The sequence below is a fragment of the Klebsiella sp. GFKo11 genome, from assembly GCF_056490265.1.
This window is the reverse complement of sequence record NZ_CM151369.1, coordinates 6,112,039-6,134,172: the sequence shown is the minus strand read 5'-3', so window position 1 is coordinate 6,134,172 and position 22,134 is coordinate 6,112,039. Positions and strand designations below refer to the sequence as shown.

The 22,134-nt window shown below is 54.7% G+C and carries 19 protein-coding genes and 4 tRNA genes; 19 read left to right on the top strand and 4 right to left on the bottom strand.

Going from position 1 to position 22,134, the window contains the following annotated elements; translation table 11 throughout:
• Positions 1-214: 214 nt before the first annotated feature.
• From trxA to AC07P6_RS29285, 19 genes are all read left to right on the top strand, one after another.
• A complete protein-coding gene (gene trxA / locus AC07P6_RS29375; RefSeq protein WP_004097507.1) occupies positions 215-544 on the top strand; it encodes a thioredoxin TrxA in 330 nt (109 codons plus the stop codon).
• 331 nt (positions 545-875) lie between these two features.
• On the top strand, positions 876-2,135 hold the full coding sequence (gene rho / locus AC07P6_RS29370; protein ID WP_110276891.1) for a transcription termination factor Rho: 1,260 nt from the start codon (positions 876-878) through the stop codon (positions 2,133-2,135).
• Positions 2,136-2,378: 243 nt separating this feature from the next.
• Positions 2,379-3,473, top strand: coding sequence for a UDP-N-acetylglucosamine--undecaprenyl-phosphate N-acetylglucosaminephosphotransferase (gene wecA, locus AC07P6_RS29365; protein WP_110276890.1), 1,095 nt, complete (start codon positions 2,379-2,381; stop codon positions 3,471-3,473).
• 21 nt (positions 3,474-3,494) lie between these two features.
• Complete coding sequence (gene wzzE, locus AC07P6_RS29360) at positions 3,495-4,541, top strand: ECA polysaccharide chain length modulation protein (RefSeq protein WP_182235546.1); 1,047 nt, start codon at positions 3,495-3,497, stop codon at positions 4,539-4,541.
• Positions 4,542-4,597: 56 nt separating this feature from the next.
• Positions 4,598-5,728 carry a non-hydrolyzing UDP-N-acetylglucosamine 2-epimerase gene (wecB, locus tag AC07P6_RS29355; protein ID WP_112216131.1) on the top strand — a complete coding sequence of 377 codons (1,131 nt, stop codon included), beginning with the start codon at positions 4,598-4,600 and terminating at the stop codon, positions 5,726-5,728.
• Positions 5,725-6,987, top strand: a complete 1,263-nt coding sequence (wecC, locus tag AC07P6_RS29350) for a UDP-N-acetyl-D-mannosamine dehydrogenase (protein ID WP_478315281.1) — start codon at positions 5,725-5,727, stop codon at positions 6,985-6,987. The genes wecB and wecC overlap by 4 nt, the downstream gene beginning before the upstream one ends.
• Entirely contained in the window at positions 6,984-8,051 is a 1,068-nt protein-coding gene (gene rffG / locus AC07P6_RS29345) for a dTDP-glucose 4,6-dehydratase (protein ID WP_478315280.1), read from the top strand. The genes wecC and rffG overlap by 4 nt, the downstream gene beginning before the upstream one ends.
• A gap of 17 nt (positions 8,052-8,068) precedes the next feature.
• Positions 8,069-8,950, top strand: a complete 882-nt coding sequence (rfbA, locus tag AC07P6_RS29340; RefSeq protein ID WP_182235549.1) for a glucose-1-phosphate thymidylyltransferase RfbA — start codon at positions 8,069-8,071, stop codon at positions 8,948-8,950.
• Positions 8,928-9,602 (top strand): dTDP-4-amino-4,6-dideoxy-D-galactose acyltransferase, encoded by a 675-nt coding sequence (gene rffC / locus AC07P6_RS29335; protein ID WP_478315279.1) that lies wholly within the window; start codon positions 8,928-8,930, stop codon positions 9,600-9,602. Before rfbA ends, rffC begins: the two co-directional genes overlap by 23 nt.
• A 4-nt stretch (positions 9,603-9,606) precedes the next feature.
• On the top strand, positions 9,607-10,737 hold the full coding sequence (gene rffA / locus AC07P6_RS29330) for a dTDP-4-amino-4,6-dideoxygalactose transaminase (protein WP_110276883.1): 1,131 nt from the start codon (positions 9,607-9,609) through the stop codon (positions 10,735-10,737).
• A 1-nt stretch (position 10,738) separates the two neighbouring features.
• Positions 10,739-11,989, top strand: coding sequence for a lipid III flippase WzxE (wzxE, locus tag AC07P6_RS29325; protein WP_181484163.1), 1,251 nt, complete (start codon positions 10,739-10,741; stop codon positions 11,987-11,989).
• Positions 11,986-13,065, top strand: coding sequence for a TDP-N-acetylfucosamine:lipid II N-acetylfucosaminyltransferase (locus AC07P6_RS29320; RefSeq protein ID WP_478315278.1), 1,080 nt, complete (start codon positions 11,986-11,988; stop codon positions 13,063-13,065). Before wzxE ends, AC07P6_RS29320 begins: the two co-directional genes overlap by 4 nt.
• Positions 13,062-14,408 (top strand): ECA oligosaccharide polymerase, encoded by a 1,347-nt coding sequence (gene wzyE / locus AC07P6_RS29315; RefSeq protein WP_478315277.1) that lies wholly within the window; start codon positions 13,062-13,064, stop codon positions 14,406-14,408. Before AC07P6_RS29320 ends, wzyE begins: the two co-directional genes overlap by 4 nt.
• An 11-nt stretch (positions 14,409-14,419) precedes the next feature.
• On the top strand, positions 14,420-15,160 hold the full coding sequence (gene wecG / locus AC07P6_RS29310) for a lipopolysaccharide N-acetylmannosaminouronosyltransferase (protein ID WP_181484160.1): 741 nt from the start codon (positions 14,420-14,422) through the stop codon (positions 15,158-15,160).
• Positions 15,161-15,401: 241 nt separating this feature from the next.
• Positions 15,402-16,787: a bifunctional threonine/serine APC transporter ThrP gene (gene thrP, locus AC07P6_RS29305; RefSeq protein WP_182235555.1), complete on the top strand. Its 1,386-nt coding sequence runs from the start codon at positions 15,402-15,404 to the stop codon at positions 16,785-16,787.
• Positions 16,788-16,889: 102 nt separating this feature from the next.
• Positions 16,890-16,966: transfer RNA gene (locus AC07P6_RS29300), tRNA-Arg, on the top strand.
• A gap of 55 nt (positions 16,967-17,021) precedes the next feature.
• Positions 17,022-17,097 (top strand) — tRNA-His (locus AC07P6_RS29295).
• A 22-nt stretch (positions 17,098-17,119) separates the two neighbouring features.
• A tRNA-Leu gene (locus AC07P6_RS29290) sits at positions 17,120-17,206 on the top strand.
• Positions 17,207-17,251: 45 nt separating this feature from the next.
• Positions 17,252-17,328 (top strand) — tRNA-Pro (locus AC07P6_RS29285).
• 457 nt (positions 17,329-17,785) lie between these two features.
• On the opposite strand, the gene hemY is transcribed toward AC07P6_RS29285, so the two are convergent.
• From hemY to hemC, 4 genes are read right to left on the bottom strand one after another with little or no spacing between them, the layout of a single operon-like run.
• A complete protein-coding gene (gene hemY / locus AC07P6_RS29280) occupies positions 17,786-18,982 on the bottom strand; it encodes a protoheme IX biogenesis protein HemY (RefSeq protein WP_182235556.1) in 1,197 nt (398 codons plus the stop codon).
• A 3-nt stretch (positions 18,983-18,985) separates the two neighbouring features.
• Complete coding sequence (gene hemX / locus AC07P6_RS29275; RefSeq protein ID WP_304254979.1) at positions 18,986-20,173, bottom strand: uroporphyrinogen-III C-methyltransferase; 1,188 nt, start codon at positions 20,171-20,173, stop codon at positions 18,986-18,988.
• Between the two features lie 21 nt (positions 20,174-20,194).
• Positions 20,195-20,935: a uroporphyrinogen-III synthase gene (gene hemD / locus AC07P6_RS29270; RefSeq protein WP_478315276.1), complete on the bottom strand. Its 741-nt coding sequence runs from the start codon at positions 20,933-20,935 to the stop codon at positions 20,195-20,197.
• Complete coding sequence (hemC, locus tag AC07P6_RS29265) at positions 20,932-21,873, bottom strand: hydroxymethylbilane synthase (RefSeq protein WP_434660826.1); 942 nt, start codon at positions 21,871-21,873, stop codon at positions 20,932-20,934. Before hemC ends, hemD begins: the two co-directional genes overlap by 4 nt.
• Positions 21,874-22,134 lie beyond the last annotated feature (261 nt).

Sequence of the window (22,134 nt, the reverse complement as noted above, 5' to 3'; positions counted from 1 at the left end):
AGCTTAGACTACTTAAGCGAGCCGGGGTGACAAATCTGCGATAAGCCGGTTTGAATACAGATTGCTTTGACTCCTGAGCGGCGAGGTCCATGATGGGCCGTGTCGCGCAGGTGGCTTAAAGGGGCATCCTGAAAATAGCGTGCATAACGTAGCATCGACACGTCGTTGATGACTGCGACACCAACACACCAGGCTTATTCCTGTGGAGTTAAATATGAGCGATAAAATTATTCACCTGACTGACGACAGTTTTGACACGGACGTACTCAAGGCTGACGGGCTAACCCTCGTCGATTTCTGGGCAGAGTGGTGTGGTCCGTGCAAAATGATCGCCCCGATTCTGGATGAGATCGCTGAAGAGTATCAGGGCAAACTGACCATTGCGAAACTGAACATCGATCAGAACCCGGGTACTGCGCCGAAATACGGCATTCGCGGCATCCCGACTCTGCTGCTGTTCAAAAATGGCGAAGTTGCAGCAACCAAAGTTGGCGCGCTGTCCAAAGGCCAGTTGAAAGAGTTCCTCGACGCCAACCTGGCGTAAGCGATTTGCTATTCCGGCGTCCAGACTCCTATTTTTTGCGGATCTCTGGACGCCCGGCAAGAGTCGTGCTAAGTTAATTCCAGACTTCGTTTTAAACATACCTTTGTTTGAATCTTGTTTTACCCAAAGCATCCCGCAAAAAATGCGCGTGAAGCTAATAATTCCGGGCTTATCACTCATTCCGTCTAGTCGTTTCAGTTCTGCGTTCTTTCCTGTGACCAGGCGACGTACAGACACGAGATGAAAGCCGTTAACAGGCATGGATGTTCCTGCCATACCATTCACAACATTAAGTTCGAGTTTTACCCCGAGTTTAAGAACCCACACCATTATGAATCTTACCGAATTAAAGAATACGCCGGTTTCTGAGCTGATTACTCTCGGCGAAAATATGGGTCTGGAAAACCAGGCACGTATGCGCAAGCAGGACATCATTTTTGCCATCCTGAAGCAGCACGCAAAGAGTGGCGAAGATATCTTTGGCGACGGTGTGCTGGAGATACTGCAGGATGGATTTGGTTTCCTCCGTTCTGGAGACAGCTCCTACCTCGCCGGTCCTGATGACATCTACGTATCCCCTAGCCAAATCCGCCGTTTCAACCTCCGCACTGGTGACACCATTTCCGGTAAGATTCGTCCTCCTAAAGAGGGTGAGCGTTACTTTGCATTGTTGAAAGTTAACGAAGTTAACTACGACAAGCCGGAAAACGCGCGTAATAAGATTCTGTTCGAGAACTTAACGCCGCTGCACGCAAACTCACGTCTGCGTATGGAGCGTGGTAACGGTTCTACGGAAGACTTAACTGCTCGCGTCCTGGATCTGGCATCGCCGATCGGTCGTGGTCAGCGTGGTCTGATTGTTGCACCGCCGAAAGCGGGTAAAACCATGCTGCTGCAGAACATTGCACAGAGCATTGCGTACAACCATCCTGATTGCGTGCTGATGGTACTGCTGATCGACGAACGTCCGGAAGAAGTGACCGAGATGCAGCGTCTGGTGAAAGGTGAAGTTATTGCTTCCACCTTTGACGAACCGGCATCCCGTCACGTTCAGGTTGCGGAAATGGTTATCGAGAAAGCGAAACGTCTGGTTGAACACAAGAAAGACGTTATCATCCTGCTCGACTCCATCACCCGTCTGGCTCGTGCCTACAACACCGTCGTACCGGCTTCCGGTAAAGTGTTGACCGGTGGTGTTGACGCCAACGCCCTGCATCGTCCGAAGCGTTTCTTCGGTGCTGCGCGTAACGTGGAAGAGGGCGGCAGCCTGACGATTATCGCTACGGCTCTGGTCGATACCGGCTCTAAAATGGATGAAGTTATCTATGAAGAGTTTAAAGGTACCGGCAACATGGAACTGCACCTCTCGCGTAAGATCGCTGAAAAACGCGTCTTCCCGGCTATCGACTACAACCGTTCCGGTACGCGTAAAGAAGAGCTGCTCACCACTCAGGAAGAGCTGCAGAAGATGTGGATCCTGCGTAAAATCATCCATCCGATGGGTGAAATTGACGCGATGGAGTTCCTCATCAATAAACTGGCGATGACCAAAACTAACGATGACTTCTTCGACATGATGAAGCGCTCGTAAGTTAAAAAAAACCAGAGAACGCCACGCTATTGCGTGGCGTTTTGTTTTCTGGGTTTGTATGATCCAGAAAGGGAAAACAAAGCGGGTGTTATCGTATGATGTGTGCGGCACAATATCAGGCAGAGAGAACTTTAACAGACTAAAATCTATACAATAAATTTGTAATGTTCTGCTTTACCCCTTCAGGAGTTGAGACATCATCGTTATACTTCCCGGATTAACTATGCTGAGAGCACATGCGTTGTGAATTTACTCACTGCTATTACTGAATTAATCAGTATTTTCTTATTCACTACCCTATTTATATTTGTTGCTCGCAAGGCGGCAAAAAGAGTTGGGTTGGTGGATAAACCTAACTATCGCAAACGGCATCAGGGTTTGATTCCGTTAGTCGGTGGTATCTCAGTTTATGCAGGTATTTGTTTTACGTTTGCTATCGCAGATTATTATATCCCCCATGCGCGGTTATATCTGTCGTGTGCCGGGGTGCTTGTGCTGGTTGGTGCACTGGACGACCGCTTTGATATCAGTGTAAAAATTCGCGCGGTTATTCAGGCCGCCATCGCCGTCATTATGATGACGGTCGGTAATCTTCATCTTAGTAGCCTGGGTTTTATTTTTGGTTCGTGGGAGCTGGTGCTCGGCCCTTTCGGATTCTTCCTCACGCTTTTCGCCGTTTGGGCTGCGATCAATGCCTTCAATATGGTTGATGGTATTGATGGTCTGCTTGGCGGTCTCTCCTCTGTCTCTTTCGCGGCGACGGGCATCATTCTATGGTTTGATGGTCAATACAGCCTGGCGATGTGGTGTTTTGCGATGATCGCCGCCATTTTGCCCTATATTTTACTTAACCTCGGTGCGCTTGGTCGTCGCTACAAGGTCTTTATGGGTGATGCCGGCAGTACCATGATTGGCTTCACTATCATCTGGATCCTGCTGGAGACCACGCAAGGCAAAACGCACCCCATTAGCCCGGTTACCGCGCTGTGGATTATTGCCATTCCGTTGATGGATATGGTGGCGATTATGTATCGCCGCCTGCGTAAAGGGATGAGTCCGTTCTCCCCGGACCGTCAACACATTCATCATTTAATCATGCGTGCCGGGTTTACTTCCCGCCAGGCATTCGTGCTGATCACCCTGGCCGCCGCGTTGCTGGCGCTGGTAGGCGTGGTGGCGGAATACACCCGTATTGTTCCTGAATGGGTGATGTTGATACTGTTTTTGTTAGCCTTCTTCCTTTATGGCTACTGCATTAAACGCGCCTGGAAAGTGGCGCGTCTGGTTAAGCGCATTAGACGCAGAATACGGCGACACAGCAGCAATAATCCAAATTAACCAAGTAAGTCTGGGGACGTGATGACTCAACCATTACCGGGAGCACGAGCAGTGAACGTTGAGAATGAGCTGGATATTCGCGGGTTGTTTCGCGCCTTATGGGCAGGAAAAAGCTGGATAGCAGGTACGGCAGTGCTCTTTGCGCTGATTGTTCTGGTTTATACCTTTTTTGCTCGCCAGGAGTGGAGCGCAACGGCGATTACTGACCGGCCAACAGTGAATATGCTGGGCGGCTACTATTCGCAGCAGCAGTTCTTACGCAATCTCGACATCAAGGCCAATCTTGTATCGGTCGATCAACCTTCGGTAATGGACGAGGCGTACAAAGAGTTCATTATGCAGCAGGCGTCCTGGGATACCCGGCGCGACTTCTGGCTGCAAACGGATTACTACAAACAGCGCCAGTCGGGCAACGCTCGCGCGGATGCTGCATTGTTGGATGACCTGATCAACGACATTCAGTTTATGCCCGGCGATGCGCTAAAAAGCGTCAATGATAGCGTGAAGCTAACGGCCGAAACGGCACCGGATGCTAACAACTTGCTGCGTCAGTATGTCGCTTTCGCCAGCCAGCGTGCGGCAGGGCATCTGAACGATGAACTGAAAGGTGCCTGGGCGGCGCGGACCGTGCAGATGAAAGCGCAGGTAAAGCGACAGGAAGAGGTGGCTCGCGAGATTTTCAATCGCCGCAACCATAGCGTGGAGCAGGCGCTGAAAGTCGCACAACAGCACAACATTTCTCGCAGCGAAACCGATGTTCCGCCTGACCAACTGCCAGATTCGGAACTGTTTTTACTGGGGCGGCCGATGCTGCAGGCTCGACTGGAAAACCTACAGGCAGTGGGGCCGGAATACGATATCGACTATGACCAAAGCCGAGCAATGCTAACAACATTGAACGTTGGGCCAACGCTGGACCCGCGTTTTCAGACTTACCGGTATTTGCGAACACCTGAAGAACCTGTAAAACGCGATAGCCCGCGCCGCGTATTTCTGATGGTGATGTGGGGGATTGTGGGCGCGCTCATCGGCGCAGGCGTTGCGTTATCGCGTCGCCGTATCCAGTGAATGCAGCCTGTGATGAAGGACATTCGGCCTTCATCACCTAATCGAAGAGAATCGATGTGAAAGTACTAACCGTATTTGGCACGAGACCAGAAGCCATCAAGATGGCGCCTCTGGTACATGCGCTGGCAAGGGATCCTCATTTTGAGGCGAAAGTTTGCGTGACCGCGCAGCATCGGGAGATGCTCGATCAGGTGTTGAAACTTTTTTCTATTGTTCCGGATTATGACCTCAACATAATGCAGCCGGGTCAGGGGTTGACGGAGATTACCTGCCGCATCCTTGAGGGGTTAAAGCCGGTGCTGGAGTCATTCAAACCGGACGTCGTGCTGGTGCATGGCGACACTACCACCACGATGGCGGCGAGCCTGGCGGCTTTCTATCAACGTATCCCGGTGGGTCATGTCGAAGCAGGGTTACGCACGGGCGATTTGAATTCGCCGTGGCCGGAAGAGGGGAACCGCACGTTAACCGGACGGTTGGCGACGTACCATTTTGCGCCGACGGAAACCTCGCGACAGAACCTGCTGCAGGAGAACATTGCGGATGCTCAAATTACGGTCACGGGTAACACGGTGATTGATGCGTTGTTCTGGGTACGCGATCGCGTGTTGAGCAACGAAGCGTTAAGCAGTGAACTGACCGAGCGCTATTCCTTCCTTGGCAATGGCAAGAAGATGATCCTGGTTACCGGGCATCGTCGGGAGAGCTTCGGTCGCGGTTTTGAGCAAATCTGCCATGCGCTGGCGGAAATTGCTGCTAATAACCCGGACGTACAAATTGTTTACCCGGTTCATCTGAACCCGAACGTCAGCGAACCGGTTAACCGCATTCTCGGCCATGTTGATAACGTCATGCTGATTGAGCCGCAGGACTATCTGCCGTTTGTCTGGTTGATGAATCGCGCATGGCTGATTCTCACAGACTCCGGCGGTATTCAGGAGGAAGCGCCGTCGCTTGGCAAGCCGGTGCTGGTGATGCGTGAAATGACTGAGCGCCCGGAAGCCGTCAGTGCTGGCACCGTGCGCCTGGTGGGTACTGACAGCCAGCGCATCGTCGATGAGGTCACGCGCTTACTGCAAGATGAGTCCGCGTATCAAGCCATGAGCCGGGCGCATAACCCGTACGGCGATGGACAAGCGTGTCATCGTATTTTGTCCGCACTTAAAAATAATCAGGTAACGCTATGAGCTTTTCTACCATTTCGGTAATTGGCCTTGGGTATATTGGCCTGCCAACTGCAGCCGCCTTCGCCTCCCGGCAAAAGCGGGTGGTCGGCGTTGATATCAATCAACATGCCGTGGAGACCATTAACCGTGGTGAAATTCATATCGTGGAGCCGGATCTGGCGAGTGTCGTCAAAACGGCGGTCGAGCAGGGTTATCTGAGCGCCACCACCGCGCCGGTGGAAGCCGACGCTTACCTGATTGCGGTACCGACGCCGTTTAAAGACCTGCATGAGCCAGATATGGTTTTCGTTGAATCGGCGGCCAAATCTATCGCGCCGACGCTGAAGAAAGGCTCGCTGGTGATCCTCGAATCCACTTCCCCTGTCGGCTCAACCGAGCAAATGGCAGGCTGGCTGGCGGAAATACGCCCAGATCTGAGCTTCCCGCAGCAGGTCGGCGAAGCGGCGGATGTGAATATCGCCTACTGCCCGGAGCGCGTACTGCCGGGACAGGTCATGGTTGAGTTGATTAAGAACGATCGCGTGATCGGTGGAATGTCCCCGGTTTGCTCCGCCCGTGCCAGCGAGCTGTATAAAATTTTCCTCGAAGGGGAATGCGTGGTGACCAACTCGCGCACCGCCGAGATGTGCAAGCTGACCGAAAACAGCTTCCGCGACGTCAATATTGCGTTTGCCAATGAACTCTCGCTGATTTGCGCCGATCAGGGGATTAACGTCTGGGAACTGATTCGCCTGGCGAATCGCCATCCGCGCGTCAATATTCTCCAGCCCGGTCCGGGCGTTGGCGGCCACTGCATCGCGGTCGACCCGTGGTTTATCGTGGCGCAGAACCCGCAGCAGGCGCGGCTTATCCGCACCGCGCGCGAGGTGAACGACCATAAACCAGAATGGGTGATCGACCAGGTTAAAGCGCGGGTAGCCGACTGCCTCGCGGCCAGCAATAAGCGCGCCAGCGAGCTGAAAATCGCCTGCTTCGGCCTCGCATTTAAACCCAATATCGATGACCTGCGTGAAAGTCCGGCGATGGCGATTGCCGCGCAAATCGCCCGCTGGCATGGCGGCGAGACGTTGGTTGTTGAACCGAATATTCATCAATTGCCGCAGAAGCTTGACGGTCTGTGCACTCTGGCACAACTGGATGACGCGCTAGCGAACGCTGATGTGCTGGTGATGTTGGTCGATCATAATGAGTTTAAAGCAATTAGCGGAGATAGCGTCAGCCAGCAGTTTATCGTCGATACCAAAGGGGTCTGGCGGTGAGAACGATTCTGGTCACCGGCGGAGCCGGGTTTATCGGTTCGGCGGTGGTACGCGAAATTATCACTGAGACCGCCGATAACGTGGTGGTCGTTGATAAGCTGACCTACGCCGGGAATCTGATGTCGCTGGCACCTGTTGCTCAGGATGCTCGCTTTGCCTTTGAGCAGGTGGATATCTGCGATCGAGCGGAGCTGGATCGCGTATTTAGCCATCATCAGCCCGATATCGTGATGCACCTGGCCGCCGAAAGCCACGTTGACCGCTCAATCGATGGTCCAGCGGCGTTTATTGAAACCAATATCGTCGGTACCTATACGCTGCTGGAAGCGACGCGGGCTTACTGGAATGGGCTCAAGGATGACCAAAAATTGGCCTTTCGCTTCCACCATATTTCAACGGATGAGGTCTACGGCGATCTGCACAGTAGTGGCGATTTTTTCACTGAAACTACGCCTTATGCTCCCAGCAGCCCTTATTCCGCCTCTAAAGCCAGTAGCGACCATCTGGTGCGAGCCTGGCAGCGTACCTATGGCCTGCCGACGCTGGTAACCAACTGTTCGAATAACTACGGCCCCTATCATTTCCCGGAAAAACTCATTCCGCTGACCATCCTCAACGCGCTGGCTGGCAAGCCGCTGCCGGTTTATGGCAACGGGCAGCAGATTCGCGACTGGCTGTATGTGGAAGATCACGCCAGGGCGCTGTATCGGGTAGCGACGAGCGGTGAGCCGGGCGAAACTTACAATATCGGCGGCCATAACGAACGGAAGAATATCGAGGTGGTGGAAACCATTTGCGATCTGCTGGAGGAGCTGGCGCCGCACAAACCGAATGGCCTGGGGCGCTATCGCGATCTCATCACCTTCGTTGCTGACCGTCCCGGACACGACCTGCGCTACGCCATCGATGCGACGAAAATTGAACGTGAGCTGGGCTGGACGCCGGACGAAACGTTTACCAGCGGGATGCGCAAAACCGTTCAGTGGTACCTGGCCAATGAAGCCTGGTGGCAGCAGGTGCTGGATGGCAGTTATCAAGGCGAACGCCTGGGGCTGCAAGCCTGAGTGCTTGAGGGGGAAAAATGAAAGGTATTATCCTGGCAGGCGGTTCTGGTACCCGCCTGCATCCGATCACGCGCGGCGTCTCAAAGCAGCTGCTACCCATCTACGACAAGCCGATGATCTACTACCCGCTCTCGGTGCTGATGCTGGCCGGGATCCGCGAAGTCTTGATTATCACCACGCCGGATGACCAGCGCGATTTTCAGCGCCTGCTTGGCGATGGTTCGGAGTTCGGCGTGCAGTTAAGCTATGCCGCCCAGCCTAGCCCGGACGGATTAGCGCAGGCGTTTATCATCGGCGAGGAGTTCCTCAACGGCGAACCCTCATGCCTGGTGCTGGGCGACAACATCTTTTTCGGTCAGGGTTTTAGTCCGAAGCTGCGCAGCGTAGCGGGCCGCACAACCGGGGCGACGGTGTTCGGCTATCAGGTCATGGATCCTGAACGCTTTGGCGTGGTGGAGTTTGATGACGATTTTCGCGCAATCTCGCTGGAAGAGAAGCCAAAGCAGCCCAAATCCAACTGGGCGGTGACCGGTCTCTATTTCTACGACGGCAAAGTGACGGAGTACGCGAAAAAGGTTAAACCCTCGGCGCGCGGCGAACTGGAGATTACCTCCATCAATCAAATGTACCTCGACGATGGCGCATTGACGGTGGAGTTACTGGGCCGTGGTTTTGCCTGGCTGGATACCGGCACGCACGACAGCCTGATTGAAGCCAGCATGTTTGTACAAACCGTTGAAAAACGCCAGGGTTTCAAAATTGCCTGTCTGGAGGAGATCGCCTGGCGTAACGGTTGGCTGGACGACGACGGCGTCAAACGTGCGGCGAAGCAACTGGAAAAAACCGGCTACGGCCAATATTTACTGGATCTTCTCCGTGCCCGCCCGCGCCAGTATTGATCCCCTGGAGTGGGAAAACCGCTTCTTTGGCGTCAACAGCGCTATTTTGCGTTTTGGCACTGACGCGCCGCTGCTGACCGCGCAAGCGTTGTCCGGATGGTCGCGGGTGCAGGCGAAAGTCGCGGCGGATGATACCGCCCGCCTGGATGCGCTGCAGGCATTAGGCTTTCGGCTGGTGGAGGGGGAGGTCGATCTTGCGCTTGCGCTGACTGCCTCTGATGATGTCGGAGCTGAGCTGGCGACAGAGGCGGATATTCCCCGGCTGCGCGAGCTGGCGGCGCTGGCCTTTGCTCAGAGCCGTTTTCGCGCCCCCTGGTATGTTGCCGATGCCGGCGGTCGTTTCTACGCCCAGTGGATTGAAAACGCGGTGCGGGGGACTTTCGATCACCAGTGCCTGATTTTTCGCGCGCCCGATGGCGATATCCGCGCGTTTGTCTCTCTGCGCCAGCTCAACGAAGGCGAGGCAAGGATTGGCCTGTTAGCCGGACGCGGAGCCGGAGCGGAACTGATGCAGGCGGCACGGCACTGGGCCGCGCTGCGTGAACTGACTACATTGCGGGTGGCGACCCAGATGGGCAACACCGCCGCGCTTAAACGTTACATTCTTAGCGGTGCGAATGTGGAAAGCGCCGCGTACTGGTTATACAGGTGAAATGATGATTCCATTTAACGCGCCGCCGGTGGTGGGAACCGAACTTGATTATATGCAGTCCGCAATGGGCAGCGGCAAGCTGTGCGGCGATGGCGGTTTTACCCGCCGCTGCCAGCAGTGGATGGAGCAGCGATTCGGCACGGTAAAAGCGCTGTTGACGCCGTCCTGCACGGCCTCATTAGAGATGGCTGCGCTGCTGCTGGATATCCAGCCGGGCGATGAAGTGATTATGCCGAGCTACACCTTCGTCTCCACCGCCAACGCCTTCGTGCTGCGCGGAGCGAAAATCGTCTTTGTCGATATTCGTCGCGATACCATGAATATCGATGAAACGCTGATTGAAGCGGCCATCACCGAAAAAACCCGGGCGATTGTGCCGGTCCACTATGCGGGCGTGGCCTGCGAGATGGACACTATTATGGCCATCGCCAACAAACACGACCTGTTTGTGGTGGAAGATGCCGCCCAGGGCGTGATGTCGACTTACAAAGGCCGGGCGCTCGGCACCATCGGTCATATTGGCTGCTTCAGCTTCCATGAAACCAAAAACTACACCGCGGGCGGTGAAGGCGGCGCGACGCTGATTAACGATCGTAAGCTGGTGGAGCGTGCGGAGATCATTCGCGAAAAAGGCACCAACCGCAGCCAGTTCTTCCGTGGTCTGGTGGATAAATACACCTGGCGCGATATTGGCTCCAGCTACCTGATGTCCGATCTACAGGCGGCCTATCTATGGGCACAGCTGGAAGCGGCGGAGCGTATTAACCAGCAGCGCCTGACGCTATGGCAGAGCTACTATGACGCGCTGTTGCCGCTGGCGCGCGCCGGTCGCATTGACCTGCCGACTATCCCGGCTGATTGCGGGCAAAACGCGCACATGTTTTATATCAAGCTGCGCGATATTGATGATCGCAGCAAGCTGATCGCCTGGCTGAAAGAAGCGGAGATTCTGGCAGTGTTCCACTATATTCCACTGCATAGCTGCCCGGCGGGGGAGAACTTCGGCGTGTTCCACGGTGCGGATCGTTATACCACCCAGGAGAGCGAGCGCCTGCTGCGCCTGCCGTTATTCTACAATTTGTCGGCGGTAAACCAGCGTACGGTGATTAACTCGCTGCTGAGCTATTTCTCCTGATATGTCGCTGGCTAAAGCTTCTCTGTGGACAGCCGCGTCCACGTTGGTCAAAATCGGGGCGGGACTGCTGGTCGTTAAACTGCTGGCGGTATCGTTCGGCCCGGCAGGGGTGGGTCAGGCGGGTAACTTCCGCCAACTGGTGACCGTACTTGGCGTGTTGGCTGGCGCCGGGATCTTTAACGGCGTGACTAAGCTGGTGGCTCAGCATCATGACGATCGCCAGCAGCTGAATAAAGTCGTTGGTACCTCTTCGGCGATGGTGCTCGGTTTTTCAACTCTGCTGGCACTGATTTTTCTGCTGGCGGCTGCGCCGATAAGCCAGGGACTATTTGGTCATCAGCAATACCAAAACATGGTCCGCCTGGTGGCGCTAGTGCAGATGGGAATTGCCTGGGCGAACTTCCTGTTAGCGCTGATGAAAGGTTTTCGCGATGCGGCGGGCAACGCGCTGTCGCTGATCGCCGGGAGCCTGATTGGCGTGGCGGCATACTATGCCTGCTACCGTTTCGGCGGCTATCAGGGCGCATTGCTCGGCCTGGCGCTGGTGCCTGCTCTGGTGGTGGTTCCGGCAGCTATCGTGCTGTGGCGGCGCGGTAATATCCCGCTGAGTGCGCTGCGTCCGCGCTGGGACAATGGCCTGGCGGGACAGCTGTCGAAGTTTACCCTGATGGCGCTGATCACCTCGGTGACGCTGCCGGTCGCCTACGTGATGATGCGTAACCTGCTGGCGGCCCATTATGGCTGGGAGGCGGTGGGGATCTGGCAAGGCGTCAGCAGCATTTCCGACGCCTATTTGCAGTTTATTACCGCTTCGTTTAGCGTGTACCTGCTGCCTACGCTCTCTCGCCTGACTGCCAAAGCGGACATCACCCGCGAGATTGGCAAATCGCTGAAATTTGTCCTCCCGGCGGTGGCGGCCGCGAGCTTAACCGTGTGGTTGCTGCGCGACTTCGCCATCTGGCTACTTTTTTCCGACCGCTTTACGGCGATGCGCGATCTCTTCGCCTGGCAACTGGTGGGCGATGTGCTGAAGGTTGGGGCGTATGTTTATGGCTATCTGGTGATCGCCAGGGCCTCGCTGCGTTTTTATATTCTGACGGAAATCAGCCAGTTCACGCTGTTGACCGCATTCTCGCACTGGCTTATCCCGGCGCACGGCGCAATCGGCGCGGCGCAGGCGTATATGGCTACTTATATTGTTTATTTCGCTCTCTGTAGCGGCGTGTTTTTACTTTGGCGTAAACGGGTATGACAGCACTGATACATGTATTGGGATCGGATATCCCTCACCATAACCAGACCGTTCTGCGGTTCTTTAATGACGAGCTGGCCGTCGATGACGAGCAGGCTCGTACGTTTATGGTCGTCGGTGATGCGACAGGAATTCGCGAAGCGTATCCCGCGCTATCCATCACCTGCTTTGCAGGGAAAAAGTCGCTGGCACAGGCGGTTATTGCGCTGGCAAAGGCCAACCGGCAGCAGCGCTTTTTCTTTCATGGCCAGTTCAATACCGGGCTGTGGCTGGCGTTGCTCAGCGGTGGGATCCGCCCGGCGCAGTTTAACTGGCATATCTGGGGCGCGGATCTGTATGAGAATTCCGCCAGCCTGAAGTTTCGCCTGTTTTATCCGCTACGGCGTATGGCGCAGGGGCGAGTAGGGCGAGTATTTGCCACCCGAGGCGACCTGAGCTGGTTTGCTGCGCGTCATGCGCGCGTGCCCGGGGAATTGCTCTACTTCCCGACCCGTATGGACCCGGCGCTGAATTCTCTGGCGGATAGCGCCCCGCGCGGCGAGACGCTGACTATTCTGGTGGGTAATTCCGGCGATCGCAGCAATGAACATATTGCGGCGCTGCGCGCGATTCACCAGCAGTTTGGCGATACGGTCAACGTTGTCGTGCCGATGGGCTATCCGGCCAATAATAGCGACTACATCAACGAAGTTCGCGAGGCCGGCGCGGTGCTGTTTAGCCCGCAGCATCTTCAGGTGCTCGGTGACAAGTTAGCGTTCGATGATTACCTTGCCCTGCTGCGCCGCTGCGATCTCGGCTACTTCCTGTTTGCCCGCCAGCAGGGTATCGGTACGCTGTGCCTGCTGATTCAGGCGGGGATCCCCTGCGTACTGAATCGGGATAACCCATTCTGGCAGGATATGTCAGAGCAGCATATTCCGGTACTCTTTACCGGCGATACGCTGGATGTGGGCGTTGTACGTGAAGCGCAGCGGCAACTGGCCAGTGTGGATAAAAATCAGATTGCCTTCTTTCGTCCAAATTACCTGGCGGGCTGGCAACGAGCGTTGCGGATTGCCGCGGGGGAGGGCGCATGACATTAATGCAATTTAGCGGGCTGCTGATGGTCTGGCTGCTGTCGACGCTATTTATCGCCACCGCGACTTACTTTGAATTTCGCCGCGTACGTTTCAACTTCAACGTCTTTTTCTCGTTGCTGTTCTTGCTGACCTTTTTCTTCGGCTTTCCGTTGACCAGCATTCTGGTGTTCCGTTTCGATGTGGCGGTGGCCCCGCCGGAAATTCTGCTGCAAACCCTGCTGGTCGCAGTCTGTTTTTACGCGGTTTACTACGTCACCTATAAAACGCGGTTGCGCCCGGCGACCCAGAGTCATCAGCATCGTCCATTTTTTACCATGAACCGCGTGGAGACCCATCTGACCTGGGTCATTCTGCTGGGCCTGGCCCTGCTTTGCGTCGGGATCTTTTTTGCGCATAACGGCTTCCTGTTATTCCGGCTCAACTCCTATAGCCAGATCTTCTCCAGCGAAGTCTCCGGCGTGGCGCTAAAACGCTTTTTCTACTTTTTCATTCCGGCGATGCTGGTGGTCTATTTTCTGCGTCAGGATTATAAGGCGTGGATTTTTTTCCTCGTCAGCACCGTCGCGTTTGGCCTGCTGACCTACGCTATCGTCGGTGGCACCCGTGCGAACATCATCATCGCTTTTGCCATTTTCCTGTTTATCGGCATTATTCGCGGCTGGATTAGTTTGTGGATGCTGGCGGCGGCGGGCGTGCTGGGTATCGTCGGTATGTTCTGGCTGGCGCTCAAGCGCTATGGCATGAACGTGAGCGGTGACGAGGCGTTTTATACTTTCCTCTATCTGACCCGCGATACCTTCTCGCCGTGGGAAAATCTGGCTTTGCTGCTGCAAAACTACGACAAGATTGAGTTCCAGGGCCTGGCGCCAATCATTCGCGATTTTTACGTCTTTATCCCCAGTTGGCTGTGGCATGGTCGTCCGACAATGGTGCTCAATACCGCGAACTATTTCACCTGGGAAGTGCTGAATAACCATTCTGGCCTGGCGATTTCGCCGACTCTGATTGGCTCACTGGTGGTGATGGGCGGCGTCTGGTTTGTACCGCTGGGCGCGGTGGCGGTTGGGCTAATCATTAAATGGTTTGACTGGCTGTACGAGCTTGGCAACCGGGAGACGAACCGCTATAAAGCGGCGATCCTGCACAGTTTTTGTTTCGGCGCTATCTTCAATATGATTGTGCTGGCGCGCGAAGGGCTGGATTCATTCGGCTCCCGCGTGGTTTTTTTCCTTGTTATCTTTGGTCTCTGCTTGCTGGCGGCAAAGCTGCTGTACTGGTTCCTGGATAGCGTAGGACTGATTCATAAGCGGGTTAAACCGCTGACGCAACCTCAAGTCTGATAAGGGTGTACATGACTGGGACTACATCCGCGCCGTTGTATCTGCTGAGAGGCTTGCAACTCATTGGTTGGCGCGATATGCAACACGCTCTGGATTATCTGTACGGCGATGGTGAGCTCCGCAAGGGGACGCTGGTTGCAATTAATGCAGAGAAGATGCTGGCGGTAGAAGACAACCCCGAGGTTCGGGCGCTGATTGAAGCCGCAGAATTTAAATATGCTGATGGCATCAGCGTGGTGCGCTCATTACGTAAAAAATATCCTCAGGCACAGGTATCGCGCGTGGCCGGAGCCGATTTATGGGAAGCGCTGATGGAGCGCGCTGGCGTTCAGGGAACGCCGGTGTTTCTGATTGGCGGCAAGCCGGAAGTGCTGGCGCAAACCGAGCGGCAGCTTCGCCAGCGCTGGAACGTGAATATCGTCGGTAGCCAGGACGGCTATTTCGCCGCCGATCAACGTCAGGCGCTGTTTGAACGCATTCGCGAGAGTGGGGCGAAAATTGTCACCGTGGCGATGGGCTCGCCGCGTCAGGAGATCCTGATGCGCGATTGCCGGAATGTTTATCCGCAGGCGCTGTATATGGGGGTCGGCGGGACCTACGATGTCTTTACTGGTCACGTACAGCGGGCACCAAAATTCTGGCAGGACCTTGGGCTAGAATGGTTTTATCGCCTGGTGTCGCAGCCGAGCCGGATAAAAAGACAGGCCCGACTGCTACGCTATTTACGCTGGCATTACACCGATAAGCTTTGACATTCCACTACGTTCTGGCGAGTTTACCTGGGTATTCTGTGTAATGTATTCACTCGCCTGATACTTTATTTGCCATTTCCATAAAATTCATTAACCATTCGCATGCTTAATACGCGACGGGCAGGTTTTGCCGTTGCTCAGGCAGGGCTTTCCATTTTATTTATTCATAAAAATAACCGGGATATATACACCTTCGTTTGGGGTGCAATAAATCCGGAGCAGGGCAAACACAAGAGGCTATATGACTGAGAAAAAAGCGGAACTTCAGCGTGGGCTGGAGGCGCGGCATATTGAGCTAATCGCCCTTGGCGGCACGATTGGCGTGGGTTTATTTATGGGAGCGGCAAGTACGCTGAAGTGGGCTGGGCCTTCGGTCCTACTGGCGTACATTATCGCGGGATTGTTTGTCTTCTTTATCATGCGCTCGATGGGCGAAATGCTGTTCCTCGAACCGGTAACCGGCTCGTTCGCCGTTTACGCACATCGCTATATGAGTCCGTTTTTCGGCTATCTCACCGCCTGGTCCTACTGGTTTATGTGGATGGCGGTCGGGATATCGGAAATTACCGCAATCGGGGTTTACGTCCAGTTTTGGTTCCCGGATATGGCGCAGTGGATACCGGCGCTGATTGCCGTTGGGCTGGTGGCGCTGGCGAATCTGGCGGCGGTGCGGCTATATGGTGAAATCGAATTCTGGTTCGCGATGATTAAAGTCACCACCATTATCGTGATGATTGTGGTTGGGCTGGGCGTTATTTTCTTTGGCTTTGGCAACGGCGGACACTCCATTGGCTTTGGTAACCTGACCGAGCATGGCGGCTTCTTTGCCGGCGGCTGGAAAGGCTTCCTGACGGCGCTGTGCATTGTGGTCGCCTCCTACCAGGGCGTTGAACTTATCGGTATTACTGCCGGTGAAGCTAAGAACCCGCAGGTCACTCTGCGCAGCGCGGTAGGGAAGGTGCTGTGGCGTATCCTGATTTTCTACGTCGGTGCGATTTTCGTTATCGTGACTATTTTCCCGTGGGATCAGATTGGCTCCAACGGCAGTCCGTTTGTGCTGACCTTTGCCAAAATCGGCATTACCGCGGCGGCAGGAATTATTAACTTTGTGGTGCTGACGGCGGCGCTTTCCGGCTGTAACAGCGGTATGTACAGCTGTGGGCGTATGCTTTATGCGCTGGCAAGAAATCGCCAGTTGCCTGCGGCGATCGCCAAAGTCTCGCGTAATGGCGTGCCGGCGGTGGGTGTTGCGCTGTCGATACTGATTTTGTTAGTTGGTTCTTGCCTGAACTATGTCATCCCTAATCCACAGCGGGTCTTCGTCTATGTCTACAGCGCCAGCGTGCTGCCGGGTATGGTGCCGTGGTTTGTGATTCTGATTAGCCAACTGCGTTTTCGCCTTGTGCATAAAGAAGCGATGGCCAGCCATCCGTTCCGCTCTCTGCTGTTCCCTTGGGCGAACTATTTAACGATGGCGTTCCTTATTTGCGTGCTGATAGGTATGGGATTTAATGACGATACCCGCATGTCGCTCTTCGTCGGAATTATTTTTCTGGCGGCTGTCACGCTCATTTATAAGGTTTTTGGCCTCGGACGACGCGGAAACGTTGATAATGTGGCGGAATAAGCGACAAAATGCACAAAGCATGAGCAAACGGTAATTTTCTTTAAAAAGGCACTAGACAGCGGGGTAGGAAGTCCGTAATATCCGACCCCGCAACGGCGCTAAGCGCCCGTAGCTCAGCTGGATAGAGCGCTGCCCTCCGGAGGCAGAGGTCTCAGGTTCGAATCCTGTCGGGCGCACCATTTACCCGGTGCTGGAGCTGCGGTGGTTTAATACCGCGTAAAAAGATTTGTAGTGGTGGCTATAGCTCAGTTGGTAGAGCCCTGGATTGTGATTCCAGTTGTCGTGGGTTCGAATCCCATTAGCCACCCCATTATTTAGAAAGTTGTGAACATGCGATGGTGGCGGAATTGGTAGACGCGCTAGCTTCAGGTGTTAGTGTTCTTACGGACGTGAGGGTTCAAGTCCCTCCCTTCGCACCACGACTTTATAAAGAATTGAACTAAAAATTCAAAAAAGCAGTACATCGGCGAGTAGCGCAGCTTGGTAGCGCAACTGGTTTGGGACCAGTGGGTCGGAGGTTCGAATCCTCTCTCGCCGACCAATTTTGAACCCCGCTTCGGCGGGGTTTTTTGTTTTCTGAATTTGCCAAAAACTCTCTTATCCCCATGATCTTACTAAAAATATCTCGCTGATTGTGACGCGATTTATTATGCGGAATACTCCCAATTCATTACTCTCATAGATGCAATTTCCGTAGATCCTGTGCGATAATGAACGGGTAGATGCTCATTCCATCTCTTATGTTCGCCTTAGCGCCTCATAAACCCAGGAATGATGCAGAGCCGTTTACGGTGCTTATCGTCCACTGACAGATGTCGCACAAGCCTCATCAAACACCATGGACACTACGTTGAGTGAAGCACCCAATTTGTTGTCAAACAGACCTGTTTTAACGCCTGCCCTGGTTTCAGAGCAGGCGTTTTTTTATTTGGAAGCGTGATGCATTTGCAAAAGGGGAGTGCTATCGCCCCCAGTGGAGGCGATAGTGAAGATCGAGCTTACTGCTGTGGATTGTTTTGTAACGTCAGCAGCAGGCCGTCGCGGCGCATTGTTGCGGCTTCTTCCGGTTGATTCAGACGATCGAGAGTATCGGCCAGCCACGCGTAATCAAACGCATCCGGACGTTGCTTGAGCGCGGCGCGGAACGCGATGCTGGCTTCCTGCCACTCGCCGTGACGCATTAACGACTGTCCCAGCGTGCTCCACAGCAGCGGGCGGTCACCGACCGTTTTGAGCTGCTGGCGCAGCACCTTCTCCAGTTGCTCTGGGTTATTGGTTTTCAGCCGCGGAATCGGCATCACCAGACGGTCGTCGTAGTGCTTTTTCAGGCCGTCGATAATAATCTGCTGAGCGGTATCATGGTCATCGCTTTCGATAAGGCGATTAGCCATTGCCACCTGTAGTGCCACCTGGCTGCGAGTTTTACGGCTCTGGCTTTTCCACCAGTCGCGCAACCCTTCGCTGCCGCCATCGGCCAGCGCTTTATCCATCAGGCCAATCCACGCCAGCTGTTCCAGCTCAGCGCGATGCTCTTCGTCGCTGACGTTGGCTTTTGCCATTGATGGAATGATATCCAGCAGTGAATTCCAGGCTCCGGTGCGGATATAGGCCTGCTCGGCCAGACGCAGCACTTCTGGATGACGCGGCGTGATTTCCAGCAGTTTGTCGATGCCGTGACGCGCTGCGTGGTTTTCATTGCGCGCCAGCTGCAGACGTACGCGAGTGATTTCGACCGGGATCAGATCGTCACCGGCCAGTTCGGTTGCGCGTTCCAGATGCTGGTTGGCGCGAGCTTCATCACCACGCTGCTGGGCCGCTTCCGCCGCCAGCAGGTAGTTCACAACCGGTTGTTCCGCGTGATCGGCATTTTTTGCCATCAGCTTCTCAACCTGCTGATAATCGCCTTCTGCCAGCTTCAGCAGCGCCTGTTCGGTTTGCTTGCGGGCGCGACGGCGTTTACGGCCAACGAACCAGCCGCGGGTATGCGCGCCGGTGCGGAAAATACGCCGCAGCAGCCATTCAATCGCAAACAGGACCACCATGGTGAGGATCAGAATGATCGCTAACCCGGTGACGCTGGTTTCGATATTGTAGTTGTCGGTCTGGATCAGGACGTAGCCCTGATGTCCGGCGATCATCGGTCCAACGATAATTCCAGCGAGCAACAGCGCGAAGAGTAAGAGAATTTTCAACATGCGTTACTCTCCTTGTGGCGCAGGCGTTGGCGCGGGGGCTGCTGGCGTCGGTGCCGGGGCGTTGCTCTGCGGCGCGACGGGCTGCGCCATCAGATTACGGACCCGCGTCTGCATGAGTTTTTCAAGCAGGCCCTGGCTCTGCAGGGTTTCCGGTACGTCCATAGTGATGCTTTGCTGACTGAGCTTATCCACATCCTCAAGGAAGGCTTTGGTAGTGGCATCGTCAGTATCGTAGTAGGCGCGAACCCAGGTGGAGACGTTATCCAGCGCTTGCTTGTAAGTCTCTTCCTGATGGCGCGGAACTGCCTGCGCCGCGACTAGCAGACGTGAGCGAATGTTCTCACGCAGGTAGACATCCTGATTCGGTGCCAGCAACGGCACGGCCGTTTCATCACGACGACGAACGGTAATAAAGCTGTCCATAAAGTTCTGCCAGCTTTTTTGCAGATTCACTCGCCACTCGCTGATGGAACTGGAAAGCTCATCGCTATCGGAATCCATCGGGGAGTCATCATCGTTATTGTCTGCCAGACGCAAATTATCGATTTGATTGGCAAGCTGGTTCACTTTCAGGATGATGCCGTCATAGTCCACCTGACTCACGGCGGAAAGCGAAGCGATATCGTCGGTGATGGCGCGGCGAGCGCTAATTAGGCTCGGATCGTTCATATCGGCGAGGCTGGCGTCTGCACTTTTCAGCAGCGCGGCGGCGGTCGTCACGTCCTGATCGCTCCACAGCTTGCGCCCGGCCAGTTTCACCAGAAAATCAGCCTGCGCCAGCAGCCAGGTTTTGGCGTCGCTACCGGAGATAATGGCAACTTTTTCCTGTACCTCTTCAAGCTTCTTCGTTAGCGAATCTTGTTGGCGCTGGGCTTCCGTCAACTGGTCGGCTTGCTGCTTAATAATGCCTTCGAGTTCGCTTTTTTGGCTTTCCTGCGCTTTTTGCAGCGTGGCGATCTGGCTGGATAGCTCGGCGCTGGTTTCGCTCTGACGGGTTGCCTGAGTTTTCGTGAGGCCGTAAAGGCCTACGCCAGCGGCGAGGGCGATAGCAATCGCTATTGCGCTCAGGGCGAGACTGGTTTTACTGCCGCCGTTTTTCTTTTCTACATTATTCTTTTCTGGCTGTGGTGTCTTTTCCACGGCCTCCCTGGTCTCTTCAACCACGGCGGATTGATTCTGTTGTTCCGTCATTATGGCTTCCAATGTTGAGAGTTATTGTAATGCGCGTAGCAGCGCATCGTTGTCGGCGCTATCGGCAACCTGAATATCCTGCCAGCCCAATTCCCTGGCTTGTTCGGCCAGACGTTCACTGACAACTAAAATGCGACAGCTCAGGAGCCAATGTTCGCGGTACCACTGCGGTATTAGCTTCCAAAGCTGCTGCAGCATCTCACCGCTGGTAACGACCAACGTTGAAACACCGCGATTCTGCCAGCGCATTGCTTCTTCTGCGCCATCATAGTGCCTTGCACTACGTTGATAACATTCACAAAAAGTGACATCCGCGCCGCGTTCACGGAGCGTTTCACCGAGTAATTCTCGCCCACCATTGCCGCGCAGAATGAGGGCTTTTTTCCCCGCAATGTTTTGTAATTCAGGTAATTGTAGCAAGACTTCACTGATTTCCCGATCTAACGGATAGCGAATATCATGATTGCTGACTTTGTGCAGGGCTAGCGCAGTGGTGCGACCAATTGCAAAATAATCAGGTGCAGAGGGCCAGCGCAGGCCCTGTTGTTGCAGGCGGGCGTGGGCAAACTCTACAGCATGCTGCGATAGTGCGAAGAGTAAATCGCCTTCCGTCAACCTTGCCAACTGGTCGCTCAGTGCGGGGAGCTGACGACCGGGGGTAAACTCAATGAGCGGAAAGCTCCAGGCCACACGTCCCTGCGCGCGCAGGCGACTGACCAGCTCTTCGCCTTGCGGCAGAGGACGGGTGACCAGAATGCTCATCGAGGCGCAACTCCTGCATATACAGCGGCGAGAATGTCGCGAGCGCCGTTATCCAGCAGTTCTTCAGCGAGGGAGACGCCGAGGGTTTCGGCATCTTCCGCACGACCGCGCCGTTCGCCGCGAACCATCCGCGAGCCATCCGGCGCACCGACCAGCGCGCGTAACCAGAGTTCGCCGTTGATAAGCTCAGCATAACTGCCGATTGGGACCTGACAGCCGCCTTCAAGACGGGTGTTCATCGCCCGTTCGGCGCGTACGCGTATGGCCGTTTCCGTATGATTCAGTGGGGCAAGCAAAGCTTTAGTCCACTCATCGTCAAGACGGCATTCGATACCGACCGCGCCCTGACCCACTGCGGGCAGGGATTGTTCTGGTGACAGCGGCTGGCGAATCCGTTCTTCCAGCTTCAGGCGCTTAAGTCCCGCCGCCGCAAGAATAATGGCGTCATACTCACCGCTGTCCAGTTTACCCAGGCGCGTGCCGACGTTACCGCGCAGAGAGCGGATCACCAGATCCGGACGATCGGCGGCCAGCTGGCACTGACGGCGTAAACTTGACGTGCCAACAATGCTGCCGTGCGGCAGTTCATCAATGGACGCATAGTGATTTGAGACAAATGCATCGCGCGGGTCTTCACGTTCGCAAATCGTGACCAGCCCCAGTCCCTCGGGAAATTCCACCGGGACATCTTTCATGGAATGGACGGCAATATCGGCGCGACCGTCCAGCATGGCCAGTTCTAATTCTTTGACAAACAGGCCCTTGCCACCCACTTTTGCAAGGGGAGTATCAAGGATCACGTCGCCGCGGGTGACCATTGGCACCAGTTCGACCGAGAGCTGCGGATGGCAGGACTCCAGGCGTTCTTTCACATAATGTGCCTGCCATAGCGCAAGCGGGCTTTGCCGTGTGGCAATTCTCAAAACTTTGTCTAACATGCTTGTTACCGTCATTGTCGACCACTAACCATCCTAACATTGTTGTCTTAGGGATGTTAGTTTTGTGGGGAAAGGGTCTCGGCCTTCTTTTTTAGCCTTTCATGCGCCAGCCGATTACCGCAAACGTAGTGAAGAATTTACACGTAGTAAACGATGCTACACTTGTATGTAGCGCATCTTTCTTTACGGTCAATGAGCAAGGTGTTAGATTGATCACGTTTTAAACCATTTGTCAGTCAGCAGTTCATCACAACCACACCG